Genomic DNA, 15,649 nt, shown 5'->3' with positions numbered 1-15,649 from the left:
GCCTACCCGGTCATCAAAACAAGGGTTATACCATGAAGACTATCGTTATCTGCTCAGGCGGGCTGGATTCTGTTTCGCTTGCCCATATGGTCGCTGAAGAACATCAGCTGACCCGTCTTGTCTCTTTCGACTATGGCCAGCGGCATCGCAAAGAGCTCGACTATGCCGCCGCCGCCGCTGAACGGCTGGGCGTGCCCCATGACATCATCGATATGCGCTCCATCGGGGCTTCGCTGACGGGTTCAGCCCTCACTGATGATATCGATGTGCCGGACGGGCACTACGAAGAAGAAAGCATGAAGGTCACCGTGGTCCCGAACCGCAATGCCATCATGCTGACTATTGCCTACGGCATTGCAGCCGCCAATGGGGATGAGGCCGTAGCCACCGCCGTGCATGGCGGTGATCACTTTATCTACCCCGATTGCCGGCCGGAGTTCACCGAGGCCTTTGATGCCATGCAGCGCGCAGCCCTGGATGGCTATGCCGATGTGCAGCTCTATACGCCCTTCGTGCATCGCTCCAAGGCGGACATCGTGACGGCGGGCGCCAAGCACAACACCCCCTTTGCCGAGACCTGGTCCTGCTACAAAGGCGGCGAGCATCAATGCGGCCGTTGCGGCACCTGCGTCGAGCGGCGCGAGGCCTTCCATCTGGCGGGCGTCGAAGACCCGACCACCTATGAGGACCCAGATTTCTGGAAAGCCGCCGTGGCCGGCAAGGATGGCGCCTGATGTTCCGGATTACCAAGGAGTTTCATTTCTCCGCCTCGCATCAGCTGACCCATCTGCCCGCAGATCACCAATGCGCGCGGATGCATGGGCACAACTACATCGTGATGATCGAACTCGCCGCCAGAGAGCTGAACACGGATGGCTTTGTGCGCGACTATCATGAGCTGAAGCCGCTGAAGGACTATATCGACGGCACCTTCGACCACCGGCATCTGAACGATGTGCTTGAGGGGCCTTCGACGGCGGAAAACATGGCAAAGCATTTTTATGACTGGAGCCATGCCCGCTGGCCCGAAGTCACAGCGGTCAAGGTCTCTGAGACCCCCAAGACCTGGGCCGAATACCGCCCGGAGGTCCGCCCATGACCCTGCGCATCGCTGAAATCTTCGGGCCCACCATCCAGGGCGAAGGCGCCTTGATCGGAGAGCCTACGGTCTTTGTCCGCGCCGGTGGCTGCGACTACCGCTGTTCCTGGTGCGACAGCCTGCATGCGGTTGACAGTGAAAACCGCCATGACTGGGCCAAGATGAGCGCGGATGAAGTCTTTGACGAGGTCTGCCGCCTCTCGGGCGGCAAGCCGCTGACCGTCTCGATCTCGGGCGGCAATCCGGCCATCCAGGATTTCGCCCCGTTGATCCGCCTGGGTCATGCGGCGGGCTATGGTTTTGCCTGCGAAACCCAAGGATCTATTGCCAAACCCTGGTTTGGAGATCTCGATACCCTGGTACTCAGCCCGAAACCGCCCTCGTCAGGAGAGGACACAGACTGGTCCTCCTTTGACGCCTGCCTCAAGGCAGCCGAGGCCTGTGAACAGGTTGTGATGAAGATCGTCATTTTTGATGATGCCGACTATGCCTGGGCCAAGGAGGCTTCGGCGCGCTATCCCGATCTGCCTCTTTACCTGCAGCCTGGCAACCCGGAGGTGGACCCGGAGCTGCCGGTTGACCTCAATCAGGCTACTGATCGCCTGTTGTGGCTGATCGAAAAAGTGACCGCTGATCAATGGTATACCCCACGCGTCTTGCCGCAGCTGCATGTGCTGGTCTGGGGCAACAAACGCGGCGTCTGACGCCCCGCATTCAACAGGAGATCCGTCATGTCCGACAGTATCTACAGCAATCTGAAACAGTTGGGCGGCGATACCATCGTTCCCCAAAACCCCGAAGAAGCCGAGCTGGAGCGGGTAGAGAACCCGCAAAGCGATGTGCTATATAATGTGCGCTTCACCGCGCCTGAGTTCACCTCGCTCTGCCCGATGACCGGCCAGCCGGATTTTGCCCATCTGGTTATCGACTATGTACCGGGTGACTGGCTGGTGGAAAGCAAATCGCTGAAGCTCTTCCTGACCTCATTCCGCAATCACGGCGCCTTCCATGAGGATTGCACCATCTCCATCGCCCGCCGTCTGGCTGAGTTCCTGGAGCCCAAGTGGCTGCGCATTGGCGGTTACTGGTATCCGCGCGGCGGCATCCCGATCGATGTCTTCTGGCAAACCGGCGAGATGCCCGCAGGGGTCTGGATCCCGGATCAGGGCGTCCCGCCCTATCGTGGACGCGGCTGAGCCCCTTCTCTACTGCCAAAACTCTGCAAAGCCCTGCTCTTTGAGCGGGGCTTTTTCATGAGGTAGCGGGTGGCTTACAGAGTACCAACGAGGGACCTACAGGCAGGAATTTTTTCCCCTTGATCGGCTTGCACCCCTTGCCCCAGACTGCTTGGATAGTTTTTTCGCCCTAACCACAGGGGCAATTTCATTGATTTGAACCAGAAAAGGAGCAGCCCCAATGGCCCCCTCCGGTGATAAAAACGATCCCGTCAAACGGGTCGCAAAAGACGTTGAAACTCTGCACAAGCGGATCACTTACTATCTGAAAACCGTCTGGAAACGGGTGCGCGGGTTGCTGGCACCGCTGCGCAACTTCTTGAAAAAGATCCTCAAGGTCGTGAAGAAAATCGTCGCCACGGTTGGCAAGAAGGCGGTGGATACGCTGGTCAAAGCTGCGACCAAACTCTTGGATCTGTTTGATCGGGTAGAGGCATTGCTGAAAACCATGTTTCTCTTGGGCAAACGCATCCTGAACACGATCAAGAAAGAGGCGGACAAGACCAAACTGGTGCGAACCCTCAAAACCGTCATTCGCAAATATGTTCAGGCCATGCGTAAGGTCTTTGGCTGGGTGAATGAGATCTGGCGTGAACTGGATATACTGAACCGCGCCCTGATGATCCTCGACACCTTCCGGGGGGTCCTGCAAATCATCTTTCGCTGGATTGCTGAGGTTGCAGTGGTGTTGAACACTCTCAAGCGGGCAAAACAACTCCTGAAAAGCGTATGGAAAGCGCTGAAGAAGGAAATCAAGGATGCGATCAAATTGGGCAAAGAGGTCGCCAAAATGCCGGTACCAAAGCCGGGGTAATTCCAATAGCAGAGTTTCCACGGCAATTGCGCAAGCAATTGTCACGCGCCTGCCCGCCCCACGGCGGGCGCGTTCCGCTCCCGCCCGGGCTGACACCTGCCAACGCCTCCTTCGGCGTCAAATCTCCTCCACCTCCATCACCCCTTCCAGTGATTTCAGAGCACCTTTGATTTGGGGATTGATCGGGAACATCTGGCCCAGATCCATTTCCACATCCCCCGGCAGGCCCGGATCCTGCAGATAGAGGTAAATAGCACCTGGGCTGGCGCTTTTGGCGGCGGATTTCGCATCCCCCAGCACCCGCGCCACAGTGGATACTGCCGTGGCATCTTCCAGATACACCCGCAGCGAAGAACGACCGGCATCGGCGATGGCCGCATCCACCGGACCGGCAGAGCGCATCAAAAGCTTCAGCTGATCGCTCTCCATGGTGGCCTCAGCGGTGATCACCACCTTACTTCCGGTTTCCAGATACTCCCGTGCCTTTTCCAAAACATCAGAGAAGATCGTCACCTCATAGGCGCCGGTGGTGTCCGAAAGCTGCGCAAAGGCAAAGCGGTTGCCGCGCTGCGACTTGCGCTCCTGTCGCCCGGCCACAACCCCTGCCATCTTAGCCATGAAGGGTCCGCGCTCGGCCTTGGCCATGACCTCATCCAGCGTCATCACATCCTTGCGTTTCAGGGCGGGCATATAGTCGTCCAGCGGGTGACCGGAGAGGTAGAAGCCAATCGCCTTGAATTCTTCGGAGAGCCGCTCGGCCGGCAGCCAGTCCGGTGTACCCGCCAGGCGCGGCTCCGGCAGATCGTCGCCGGCTTCGCCGAACAGCGAGACCTGATTGGAGTTTTTCTGGTCATGCACGGCGGCAGAGTAATTGACCAAGGCCTCCAGGCTTTCAAAAACCCGGCGGCGGTTGCGGTCCAGCTGATCAAAGGCACCAGCACGGGTCATCATCTCCAGCGGGCGCTTGCCGACCTTCTTCAGATTCACCCGGCGGGCAAAGTCGAAAATGCTGACAAAGGGGCGTTCTTGCCCGTCTTCGCGCCGGGCTTCGGCCACCAGCCGCATCACATCAACGCCAACGTTTTTCAGCGCGCCCAGCGCATAGACCAGCTCACCGTTGACCACGTTAAATGTGGCTTCAGAGCGGTTCACGCAAGGCGGCACATAAGGCAGGCCGAGGCCTTTTTTGACCTCTTCGAAATAGATCGCCAGCTTCTCGGTCAGATGGATATCGCAGTTCATGACGCCCGCCATGAACTCCACCGGGTGGTTCGCCTTGAGCCAGCCGGTCTGGTAGCTGACCACCGCATAGGCGGCGGCGTGGGATTTGTTAAAGCCGTAGTTGGCGAATTTCTCCAGGAGGTCGAAAACCTCCGAGGCTTTTTTCTTGTCGACGCCGTTTTCTGCGGCACCCTTCTCGAACTTCGGGCGCTCGGCGTCCATCGCCTCTTTGATCTTCTTACCCATGGCGCGGCGCAGCAGGTCGGCGCCACCGAGCGTGTAATTCGCCATCACCTGGGCAATCTGCATCACCTGTTCCTGGTAGACGATGATGCCCTGGGTCTCTTCCAGGATATGGTCGATCAGCGGGTGCACCGAAGTGATCTGTTTGAGACCATTCTTCACCTCGCAATAGGTGGGAATATTCTCCATCGGACCGGGCCGGTAGAGCGCCACCAGGGCCACGATGTCCTCGATGCAGTTGGGTTTCATGCGCTTCAGCGCATCCATCATGCCGGTGGATTCCACCTGGAACACCGCAACCGTCTTGGCCGCAGAGTAGAGCTTGTAGGTCACAGCGTCATCCAGCGGGATGGCGTTGATCTGATTTGCCGCCCCCTCGGGCGGCTCATAAAGCTGGCTGCCATCCTCGGCCACATGCAGATCGCGGCCCGACTGGAAGATCAGATCCATGGCGTTCTGAATGACGGTAAGGGTCTTGAGGCCCAGGAAGTCGAACTTCACCAGCCCCGCCTGCTCCACCCATTTCATGTTGAACTGGGTCGCGGGCATGTCAGAGCGCGGATCACGGTAGAGCGGCACTAGCGCGTCCAAGGGCCTGTCACCAATCACCACACCCGCAGCGTGGGTACCGGCAGAGCGCAAGAGCCCCTCCACCTGCATGCCGTATTTCAAGAGGCGGTCGACAACCTCTTCGTTTTCGGCCTCTTCGCGCAGGCGCGGCTCTTCCTTCAGGCTGTCCACGATGGACATCGGCTTGACGCCCTCGACCGGGATCAGTTTCGACAGCCTATCAACCTGGCCGTAGGGCATCTGCAGAACCCGGCCCATGTCGCGCACCGCCGCCTTGGACAAGAGCGCACCGAAGGTGATGATCTGACCGACCTTGTCGCGGCCATACTTCTCCTGCACGTATTTGATCACCTCCTCGCGGCGGTCCATGCAGAAGTCGATGTCGAAGTCGGGCATCGAGACCCGTTCCGGATTGAGGAAGCGTTCGAACAGCAATGAGTAGCGCAGCGGATCAAGGTCGGTGATGGTCAGCGCATAGGCCACCAGAGAGCCCGCACCCGAGCCCCGCCCCGGCCCCACCGGAATATCGTGATCCTTGGCCCATTGAATAAAGTCGGCAACGATCAGGAAGTAACCGGGGAAACCCATGCCCTCAATGATGCCGAGTTCGAAATCCAGCCGTTCCTGGTATTCCTCGACGCTGACCGCATGGGGGATCACCGCCAAACGCTGCTGCAGGCCTTCGTTGGCAATGCGGCGCAGCTCAGCCACCTCATCATCGGCAAACTTGGGCAGGATCGGGTCGCGGCGGTAGGCCATGAAGGCGCAGCGCTTGGCAATCTCGACGGTGTTTTCAATCGCCTCCGGAAGATCCGCGAACAGCGCGACCATCTCTTCCTGGCTTTTGAAGTAATGCTGCGCGGTCAGGCGGCGGCGCGGCTCTGCCTGGTCCACATAGGCGCCCTCAGCGATGCAGATCATCGCGTCATGGGCCTCGTACATTTCCGTATTTGGAAAGTAGACATCATTGGTGGCGACCAGCGGCAGGTCCATGGCATAGGCCATTTCCACATGGCCGCGCTCGCTCAGCTTTTCGGCCTCTGGCTGGCCTTGCTCGCCCGGATGGCGCTGCAGCTCCACATAGAGCCGGTCCGGGAAGATCGCCTTCAGCCGCTGCATCAGCTCTTCGGCAGCCGGGCGCTGCCCCTGCTGCAGCAGCCGACCCACCGGCCCATCCGGCCCGCCGCTGAGGCAGATCACATCGCCAGCCAGTTCCGCCAGTTCCTCCAGGGTCACATGCGGCAGCTCACCGCCCTGGCGCAGGTAAAGGCAGGAGTTGAGCTTCATCAGATGCTCATAGCCCGCCTCATTCTGGGCCAGCAGCACCAGAGGGGCCGGCGGTTTCGGCCGCTCGCCCGGCGCAGGTTCAAAGTAGCGCAGATCCACTTGGCAGCCGATGATCGGCTGCACCCCGGCACCGCTGGCAGAGACCGAAAACTCCAATGCGGAAAACAGGTTGTTGCTGTCGGTGACCGCAATCGCGGGCATCTCGTGTTTCTTGCACAGATCCGGCAGCTTTTTCAGGCGCAAAGCGCCCTCAAGCAGGGAATATTCCGTATGGGTGCGCAGGTGAATGAATCGGGGTGTGTTGGTCATGAGAGCCAAGCTATCTGATCCCCGCGCCCAGGATAAGAGCGGAACTGCGGCACTCCGACAGCAAAATCCGCCTCACAAAAACATCAAATCAAAGTGCTGGATTATCAAACCGGTTTTGAAAGTGCTTTCTCAGTGGAGGTGTTTTCATCTGGATTCGGCAGGGAAAACACTTTAAAAATAACGAAATACCAGTTCCTACGGAGAAAATGTTGCGCTGCAGAAATTCTGCATGGCAGAGTCGCTTTTTCTTGCCAGAGCAAGCACCGCCTTTCTAGGCTGTTTGCAGCAAGCATATGCAAGGCCCGCCATCTCTTCTACGTCGCATCGAAGGACTGGCATAACGGGCGGACTAGGTAAGGCGACGGGTTTCACACGATGACAATCACCTTTCATCTGAATGGTGAAGAGGTTTCGCTGAAGGACGGGGATCCTTCGGCGACTCTGCTTGATTTTCTGCGCGAAGAGCAGGGGCTGACCGGCACCAAGGAAGGCTGCAATGAGGGGGACTGCGGCGCCTGCACCGTCATGGTGACGGATGGCCAGGGGTCAAAGCCTCTGAACGCCTGCATCCTGTTCCTGCCGCAGCTCAATGGCAAATCCATCCGCACCGTCGAGGGCGCCGCTGATGCCGATGGCACGCTGCACCCCGTCCAAGAAGCGATGATCACCCATCACGGCAGCCAGTGCGGCTTTTGCACCCCCGGCTTTGTGATGTCGATGGTCACCGCTCACAAGAACGGCGACACGGATCACGACAACCAGCTGGCAGGCAATCTGTGCCGCTGCACCGGCTATGCGCCGATCATCCGCGCCGCCGAGGCGGTCGAGGAGATGCCGGTGCCGCAGTGGATCGCCAAGGAAGAGCTGCCCGCGGCGGGCGATGCGCCCAATATGCCGACCAGCTCTGATGAGTTGGCGGCGCTTTATGCCGCCAAGCCCGATGCCCGCCTGGTGGCCGGCGCCACCGATCTGGGCCTCTGGGTCACCAAAGGTCTGCGTGACCTGGGCGAGATGATCTTCCTGGATGGCTGCGCGGATCTGAAAGAGATCTCTGTCAGCGACAGCGAAGTCCGTTTGGGTGCCATGGTAGACATGAACCGCATGCGTGAGGTGATTGCGCCGCTGCATCCCTCCTATGGTGAGATGATCCGCCGTTTTGCCAGCCAGCAGGTGCGCGCCGCTGCGACCGTGGGCGGCAATATCGCCAATGGCTCCCCCATCGGGGACAACCCGCCAGCTCTCATCGCATTGGGCGCCACACTGCATCTGCGCAAGGGCGATGCCCGCCGCGCGATCGCCATCGAGGACTTCTTCATCGAATACGGCAAGCAGGACCGCGCGCCGGGTGAATTTGTCGAAGCGGTGAGCATTCCACGCCAGGAGGACAGCCTGCGGGTCTACAAGCTCTCCAAGCGCTTTGACCAGGATATCTCTGCGGTGCTTGGCGCTTTCAATGTGACCGTGGCCGATGGCAAGGTCACCACCGCCCGCATTGCCTTTGGCGGCATGGCCGGCACGCCGATGCGCGCCGCCCATGTGGAGGCCGCTCTGCTGGGCCAGCCCTGGACCCAAGAGACAGTCACTGCAGCCGCTGCGGAGATGGGCAAGGATTTCACCCCGATGGATGACATGCGCGCCTCTGCCGAATACCGGCTGGGCTCTGCCCGCAATATGCTGGACCGCTACTTTGCCGATCTTGCCGGCGGCACCCATTCCGTATTGGAGGTGAGCGCATGAGCGTAGCAAAACCCCTGCCCCATGACGCCGCCAAACTGCATGTGACCGGCCAAGCGCGCTATGTGGATGACATCCCCAGCCCGCGCGGCACCCTGCATCTGGCCTTTGGCCTTTCCGCCATCGCCAAGGGCCGCATCACCGCGATGGACCTCTCTGAGGTGAATTCCAGCGAAGGCGTGGTTGCGGTTCTGACCGCTGAGGACCTGCCGTTTGAAAATGACGTCTCGCCCTCGATCTATGACGAGCCGCTCTTGTCCGACGGCACCGTCAACCACTTGGGCCAGCCCATCTTTCTGGTGGTGGCCCAAAGCCACCGCGCCGCGCGCGTTGCTGCCCGCAAAGGCAAAATCGACTATGCCGAGGAAGAGGCACTGCTGACCCTGGATCAGGCTCTGGCGGCCGACAGCCGCTTTGAGGACGGCCCGCGCATCTATCAAAAGGGCGACGCCGCTACCGCCATCACCGCCGCGCCGCATCAGATCGAAGGCACTTTTGAGCTTGGCGGCCAGGAGCATTTCTACCTGGAAGGCCAGGCTGCAATGGCCCAGCCTCAGGATGACGGCGCCATGCTGGTCAACTCTTCGACCCAGCACCCGACCGAGATCCAGCACAAGGTCGCTGATGCCATCGGTCTGCCGATGCATGCGGTGCGGGTTGAGACCCGGCGCATGGGCGGCGGTTTTGGCGGCAAGGAAAGCCAGGGCAACGCATTGGCCGTGTCCTGCGCCGTTGCGGCACGCCTCACCGGCAAGACCTGCAAGATGCGCTATGACCGCGATGACGACATGGTCATCACAGGCAAGCGCCACGCTTTCCGCATCTCCTACCGCGCGGGCTATGACGCCGAAGGCCGCCTGGCCGGGGTGGAATTCCTGCATCTGGTCAACTGCGGCTGGGCTCAGGATCTGTCACTGCCGGTGGCTGACCGCGCCATGCTGCACAGCGACAACGCCTATGCGATCCCGGCAATCCGCATCGAGAGCCACCGGCTCAAGACCAACCTGCAAAGCGCCACCGCTTACCGCGGCTTTGGCGGGCCACAGGGTATGGTCGGCATCGAACGGGTAATGGATCACATTGCCTTTGAGCGCGGGATCGACCCGGTTGAGCTGCGCCGCCGCAACTACTATGCGGCCCCCGGCAATGTGACTGGCGACAATACCACGCCCTATGGTATGGAAGTCAGCGACTTTGAACTGCATGAGCTGACCGATCAATTGCTGGAAAGCTCGGACTATGCCGCCCGCAAGGCGGAAATCGCCGAGTGGAACAAGACCAGCAGCGATCTGAAGCGCGGCATCGCCTTCTCTCCGGTGAAATTCGGCATCTCCTTCACCCTGACCCACCTCAATCAGGCCGGCGCTCTGGTGCATGTCTATCAGGACGGTTCGGTGCATCTGAACCACGGCGGCACCGAAATGGGCCAGGGGTTGTTCCAGAAGGTGGCGCAGGTGGCAGCCAGCCGCTTTGGCATCGCCATGGAGAAGGTGAAGATCACCGCCACCGACACCGCCAAGGTGCCGAACACCTCGGCGACTGCGGCCTCCTCCGGGTCCGACCTCAATGGCATGGCCGTAAAGGCCGCCTGCGACACCATCCGGGACCGTATGGCCACATTCCTGGCGGAGCGTCACCAGACCACCGCCGATGCGGTTGCATTCGAGGGCAACCGGGTGCGTATCGGCGCGGATGAGATCAGCTTCGATGAGGCGGCAAAACAGTGCTACGAGGGGCGTATCAGCCTTTCCGCCACCGGCTTCTACAAGACCCCGAGCCTGCAATGGGACCGGATCAAGGGCGAAGGCCGTCCGTTCTTCTACTTTGCCTATGGCGCCTCCATCACCGAGGTGGCCATCGACCGCCGCACCGGTGAGAACCGCATTCTGCGCACCGACATTCTGCATGACGCGGGCGCCTCGCTGAACCCGGATCTGGACAAGGGCCAGGTAGAGGGCGGCTATGTGCAGGGCGCCGGCTGGCTCACCACCGAAGAGCTGGTCTGGGACGGCAAGGGCGCGCTGCGCACCCATGCGCCCTCGACCTACAAGATCCCGGCCTGTTCGGACCGCCCCGATACCTTCAACGTGGCGCTTTATGACGGGCAGAACCGCGAAGATACCATCTACCGCTCCAAAGCCGTGGGCGAGCCGCCCTTTATGCTGGGGATATCTGCCTGGCTGGCGCTGAGCGATGCTGTTGCGCAATTCGGCCCTGGCTATCCGGCACTGGATGCGCCTGCCACCTCGGAAGAGGTCTGGCGCAGGGTGCGGAGGCAGCGCAATGAGCTTTGATCTGCAGGATCTGCGCCAGGCCGTCAAGGCCCATGGCCGGGTCACGCGGGTGGTGATTGCCGCCATCCGCGGCTCTTCCCCGCGCGAGGTCGGCGCTGCGATGCTGGTCTGGCAGGACGGCCAGTCCGGCACCATCGGCGGCGGCGCGCTGGAATTCGAGGCCGCAGAGGCGGCCCGCAAGCAGGAGCAGAAATCGGTCCTGGGCACCCATGCCCTGGGTCCGGATCTGGGCCAGTGCTGCGGTGGCTCTGTCACCCTGGTGAGCGAGGTCTATACCACTGCGGATCTGAATAGGCTGGATGCGGACATCATCCTGCGCCCCGCAGGCAGCACTGCCGCCAAGGCGCAGCCCCTGTCGGTGTCGCGCATTGTCGCCCAGGCCCGCAATCAGGGCCAGCGCCCTGAGGCGCAGCTGGTGGACGGCTGGCTGATCGAGCCGGTGCATCAGCCGCAAACAGATCTGTGGATCTGGGGCGCGGGACATGTGGGCCGTGCATTGGTTGACGTGCTATCGCCGCTGCCGGATCTGGCGATCACCTGGGTGGATACCGCGCCGGAGCGTTTTCCGGATGAAATCCCCGCAGGCGTCACCATGCTGCCCGCAGCGGATCCGGCCCTGCTGGCCGCCCATGCGCCAGCGGATGCCCAGCACCTGATCCTGACCTATTCCCATAATCTGGATCTGGCGCTCTGCCATGCGCTTTTGAGCCGCGGCTTTACCTTTGCCGGGCTCATCGGCTCTGCCACAAAATGGGCGCGCTTCCGCTCCCGTCTGGCGGGGCTTGGCCACAGTGCGGCAGAGATTGCCCGTATCACCTGCCCCATCGGCGACCCCGCCCTGGGAAAACACCCGCAAATGATTGCGGTCGGCGTCGCGGCCCAGCTGCTGCAGCGAGAAAACTACAACACTATAAGAGAGGACCGGCGCGCGTGACTGACGTACTCTTAAGCTTGAAAGGCCTGACCAAGGCCTATCCCGGAGTGGTGGCGAACGATACCGTCTCCTTTGATATCGGCGAAGGCGAGGTTCACGCCTTGCTGGGCGAAAACGGTGCCGGAAAATCCACCCTGGTGAAGATGATCTACGGGCTGGTGAAACCGGATACCGGCGAGATGACCCTGCGCGGCAAGCCCTATGCACCAGCGGAACCGCGCCAGGCGCGGGCCGATGGCATCGCTATGGTGTTCCAGCACTTTTCGCTGTTTGACGCCCTCAATGTGGCCGAAAACATCGCCCTTGGCATGGAAAACCCGCCCCCGATGGCCGATCTTGCCTCGCGGATCCGGGAGGTCTCGGAAAACTACGGCTTGCCGCTGGACCCCTACCGCACCGTCGGTGATCTCTCGGCCGGTGAGCGTCAGCGGGTCGAGATCATCCGCTGCCTTTTGCAGGATCCAAAGCTGCTGATCATGGATGAGCCGACCTCGGTTCTGACCCCGCAGGAAGTGGACATCCTGTTCCAGACGCTAGAAAAACTGCGCTCCGAGGGCACTTCGATCCTCTATATCAGCCACAAGCTGGAAGAGATCCGCACGCTGTGCGACCATGCCACGGTTCTACGCCTTGGCAAGAATGTCGGCGAATGCGTTCCGGCAGAGACCTCGGCCAGCGAGATGGCGGAACTGATGGTCGGCAGCGCCCTCACCCCGCCGGAGCGCGGCAGCCGCGAGTTCGGCGAGATGGCGATGGATATTTCCGGCCTCTCAGTGCCCTCGCCCTCCGCCTTCGGCACCGCGCTGCGCAATGTGCACCTCACCGTGCGCAAGGGCGAGATCCTCGGCATCGGCGGTGTGGCCGGCAATGGCCAGGATGAGCTGTTGTCGGTTCTGTCCGGCGAGACGCTGACCGCAAATGACGCGGTGAAGCTGCACGGCCAGCCGATCGGCAAGCTGGGGCCCACCAAACGCCGCGCACTGGGTGTCCTGGCGGCACCGGAAGAACGTCTGGGCCATGCGGCAGCGCCCGATATGAGCCTGACGGAAAACGCCATGCTCACTGGATCGGTGCGCGAAAAGCTGGAGAAAAACGGCTTCCTCAACTGGGCGGCCACCAAGGAGTTCGCCGAGCGGATCATCAAGGATTTCGACGTCCGCACACCTGGGCCGGAAAACGCGGCGCGTTCGCTTTCGGGCGGCAACCTGCAGAAATTCGTGATTGGCCGCGAAGTGCTGCAGAACCCGGAAGTGCTGGTGGTGAACCAGCCGACCTGGGGCGTGGATGCCTCGGCGGCAGCCTCGATCCGGCAGTCGCTCTTGGATCTCGCGGCCAAGGGTGCTGCGATCATCTGCATCAGCCAGGATCTGGACGAGCTGATGGAGATCTCCGACAGCTTTGCCGCCTTGAACGAAGGCCGCCTGAGCGCGCCGCGCCCGGCAGCGGGCCTGAGCGTCGAAGAAATCGGCCTGATGATGGGCGGTGCCCATGGCATGGAGGTGGCGCATGTCTGACGCGCACTCCCCTGCCCCCACCGCCCCACAAAGAAACACGATTAAACAGGGAGCCGCAAAATGATACGGCTTGAAAAACGGCCTCAGCCCTCGCGCGCCTGGTCCATGGCCACGCCGCTGGTAGCGGTTCTGGCCACCATGTTCTTCGGAGGGCTGCTCTTTGCCCTTCTTGGCAAAAACCCTTTCGAGGCCATCGCCACCATCTTCTGGGAGCCGCTTTTTGGCGAGTTCGCCTTCTACTACCGCCCGCAGCTTTTGGTGAAGGGCGCCCCATTGGTGCTGATCGCCATCGGCCTGTCGCTGGGCTTTAAGGCGGGCATCTGGAACATCGGTGCCGAGGGCCAGTATATCATGGGCGCCCTCTTCGGCGCCGGTGTCGGCCTCGCCTTCTACCCGCTGGAGGCCTGGTATATCTTCCCGCTGATGGTGATCGCAGGCGGCTTTGGCGGCTGGATCTGGGCAATGATCCCGGCCATCCTCAAGACTCGTTTCGGCACCAATGAGATCCTGGTCTCGCTGATGCTGGTCTATGTGGCCGAACAGTTCCTCGCCTCGATGTCCCTGGGATTGCTGCGCAACCCCGAAGGCCACGGCTTCCCCGGCTCGCGCAACCTCAACAGCTATGAAAGCGCCAACAGCTGGATCAGCGAAAACGCCGGCATGCACTGGGGTGTGGTTGCAGCGATGATTGCGGTGATCTTTGCCTATGTTCTGCTGAACCGGCACATGACCGGTTATCACATCCGCCTCACCGGCGAGGCGCCGCGCGCCGCCAAATTCGCCGGCGTGAACCCCGCGCGGCTGATCCTCTTTTGCCTCGGCACCTCCGGTATCCTGGCAGGTCTTGCAGGTCTATTTGAGGTCTCCGGCCCCTCCGGCCAGGTCAGCATCGATTTTAACGTCGGCTATGGTTTCACCGCCATTATCGTGGCCTTCCTGGGGCGTCTGCACCCGGTCGGCATTCTGCTGGCAGGCGGGCTGATGGCGCTGACTTACATCGGCGGCGATATCGCCCAGTCGAACCTGCAGCTGCCGTCCTCGGCCATCCAGGTCTTCCAGGGCATGCTGCTGTTCTTCCTCCTGGCCTTTGACCTCCTGACCAATTTCCGCATCGCAATCGGCAAACCGGAGGCCGCGTGATGGGAACACTTGCTGCCTCTATAAAATCGGATTGGAAAGGTGTTGTTGCTAACCTTGCGCTTGGCGCCAGCATCCCTCTCCTCGCCACGCTAGCACTTCATGTAGCGCGTGATTTCACCACCACAGTCCAGGCTGCCACTGGCGTCACAACCGCCGCCGTTGGCATTGCAATCCATCCAATGAATGCCGCAACAAAACTCCTGAGCGGTCCAGCCCCAACACAGCATTCCTTTGCGACCAGGGTTGTTCCAATGTTCGTGACCCTGCTTCCAGGGGCTGCCATTCTTTTTTCTCTGATTGACGAGGTGTGAATCATGGACCTTTCTGCAATCAATCCCGTCCTCCTCATTGCCTCACTCATGGTGGCGGCCACGCCGCTCCTTCTGGCGGCCATCGGTGAAACCGTGGTGGAAAAGGCGGGCGTTCTGAACCTCGGTGTCGAGGGGATGATGATCATCGGCGCCATCGCCGGTTTTGCCACCGCAGTCGAGAGCGGCTCGCCGCTCCTGGGCTTTGTTGCCGCCGCCATCGCTGGCGCGGCTCTCTCGGTGCTCTTTGCCCTGCTCACCCAGTTTGCCCAGGCAAACCAGGTGGCCTCCGGCCTGTCGCTGACGCTCTTTGGCCTGGGCCTCTCGGCGCTGATGGGCCAGTCCTATGTAGGCATCAAGCCGCCGCAGATGGGCAAGCTGGATATCCCGGTGCTGAGCGACCTGCCGGTGATCGGACCGATCCTCTTTGGCCATGACCTGATGCTTTACTTTGGCATAGCGCTGACCGCTGCGGTCTGGGCCGTTTTCAAATTCACCCGTGTTGGGTTGATCTTGCGTGCGGTGGGTGAGAACCACGACGCCGCCCATGCCCTGGGCTACAAGGTGATCAAGATTCGCATCCTGGCGATCCTTTTCGGCGGTGCCTGCGCAGGCCTTGGCGGCGCCTATATCAGCCTCATCCGCGTACCCCAATGGACCGAAGGCATGACTGCCGGTATCGGCTGGATTGCCCTGGCTCTGGTGGTCTTTGCCAGCTGGAAACCCTGGCGCGTGCTGCTAGGTGCCTATCTTTTTGGCGGGGTAACCGTGGTGCAGCTCAATCTGCAGGCCGCAGGCGTTGCCATTCCCGTCGAGTATCTGGCAATGTCGCCCTATCTCATCACCATCCTGGTGCTGGTCATTCTTTCCGCCGACAAGAGCAGCGCGCCTGCCGCGCTCGGCCGCAACTTCCACGCCTCCCGCTGATCGCAGCGGGGGGAGTGCAC

General features: G+C 61.1%; 13 protein-coding genes. 12 read left to right on the top strand and 1 reads right to left on the bottom strand.

Annotated elements, in window-relative coordinates; translation table 11 throughout:
• The first annotated feature begins 32 nt into the window (after nt 1–32).
• From queC to RSK20926_RS02720, 5 genes are all read left to right on the top strand, one after another.
• Nucleotides 33–734, top strand: a complete 702-nt coding sequence (gene queC / locus RSK20926_RS02740; protein WP_037253349.1) for a 7-cyano-7-deazaguanine synthase QueC — start codon at nt 33–35, stop codon at nt 732–734.
• On the top strand, nt 734–1,099 hold the full coding sequence (queD, locus tag RSK20926_RS02735) for a 6-carboxytetrahydropterin synthase QueD (RefSeq protein ID WP_008204231.1): 366 nt from the start codon (nt 734–736) through the stop codon (nt 1,097–1,099). Before queC ends, queD begins: the two co-directional genes overlap by 1 nt.
• Nucleotides 1,096–1,803 (top strand): 7-carboxy-7-deazaguanine synthase QueE, encoded by a 708-nt coding sequence (gene queE, locus RSK20926_RS02730; RefSeq protein ID WP_008204230.1) that lies wholly within the window; start codon nt 1,096–1,098, stop codon nt 1,801–1,803. The genes queD and queE overlap by 4 nt, the downstream gene beginning before the upstream one ends.
• A gap of 27 nt (nt 1,804–1,830) precedes the next feature.
• The gene (gene queF, locus RSK20926_RS02725) at nt 1,831–2,295 is read left to right on the top strand and encodes a preQ(1) synthase (protein WP_008204229.1); all 465 of its coding nucleotides are present in this window, start codon (nt 1,831–1,833) and stop codon (nt 2,293–2,295) included.
• A gap of 220 nt (nt 2,296–2,515) precedes the next feature.
• Nucleotides 2,516–3,148, top strand: coding sequence for a hypothetical protein (locus RSK20926_RS02720; RefSeq protein WP_008204228.1), 633 nt, complete (start codon nt 2,516–2,518; stop codon nt 3,146–3,148).
• 117 nt (nt 3,149–3,265) lie between these two features.
• Here the strand turns inward: RSK20926_RS02720 and dnaE are convergent, their stop codons facing one another.
• A complete protein-coding gene (gene dnaE / locus RSK20926_RS02715; protein ID WP_008204227.1) occupies nt 3,266–6,778 on the bottom strand; it encodes a DNA polymerase III subunit alpha in 3,513 nt (1,170 codons plus the stop codon).
• A gap of 375 nt (nt 6,779–7,153) precedes the next feature.
• On the opposite strand from dnaE, the gene xdhA reads away from it, so the two are divergent.
• From xdhA to RSK20926_RS02680, 7 genes are read left to right on the top strand one after another with little or no spacing between them, the layout of a single operon-like run.
• Nucleotides 7,154–8,515, top strand: coding sequence for a xanthine dehydrogenase small subunit (xdhA, locus tag RSK20926_RS02710; RefSeq protein ID WP_008204226.1), 1,362 nt, complete (start codon nt 7,154–7,156; stop codon nt 8,513–8,515).
• Nucleotides 8,512–10,806: a xanthine dehydrogenase molybdopterin binding subunit gene (gene xdhB, locus RSK20926_RS02705; RefSeq protein ID WP_008204225.1), complete on the top strand. Its 2,295-nt coding sequence runs from the start codon at nt 8,512–8,514 to the stop codon at nt 10,804–10,806. The genes xdhA and xdhB overlap by 4 nt, the downstream gene beginning before the upstream one ends.
• Entirely contained in the window at nt 10,796–11,740 is a 945-nt protein-coding gene (gene xdhC, locus RSK20926_RS02700) for a xanthine dehydrogenase accessory protein XdhC (protein WP_008204224.1), read from the top strand. Before xdhB ends, xdhC begins: the two co-directional genes overlap by 11 nt.
• Complete coding sequence (locus RSK20926_RS02695) at nt 11,737–13,254, top strand: ABC transporter ATP-binding protein (protein ID WP_037253346.1); 1,518 nt, start codon at nt 11,737–11,739, stop codon at nt 13,252–13,254. The genes xdhC and RSK20926_RS02695 overlap by 4 nt, the downstream gene beginning before the upstream one ends.
• Before the next feature lie 60 nt (nt 13,255–13,314).
• Nucleotides 13,315–14,394 (top strand): ABC transporter permease, encoded by a 1,080-nt coding sequence (locus RSK20926_RS02690; RefSeq protein WP_008204222.1) that lies wholly within the window; start codon nt 13,315–13,317, stop codon nt 14,392–14,394.
• On the top strand, nt 14,394–14,705 hold the full coding sequence (locus RSK20926_RS02685; protein WP_008204221.1) for a hypothetical protein: 312 nt from the start codon (nt 14,394–14,396) through the stop codon (nt 14,703–14,705). Before RSK20926_RS02690 ends, RSK20926_RS02685 begins: the two co-directional genes overlap by 1 nt.
• Nucleotides 14,706–14,708: 3 nt before the next feature.
• Nucleotides 14,709–15,629 carry an ABC transporter permease gene (locus RSK20926_RS02680; protein WP_008204220.1) on the top strand — a complete coding sequence of 307 codons (921 nt, stop codon included), beginning with the start codon at nt 14,709–14,711 and terminating at the stop codon, nt 15,627–15,629.
• Nucleotides 15,630–15,649: the final 20 nt, after the last annotated feature.

It is taken from the genome of Roseobacter sp. SK209-2-6, from assembly GCF_000169455.1.
Classification (GTDB): Bacteria; Pseudomonadota; Alphaproteobacteria; order Rhodobacterales; family Rhodobacteraceae; genus Pseudophaeobacter.
Note: the sequence above shows the minus strand (reverse complement) of the source record. Positions and strands in the feature narration are given on the sequence as shown.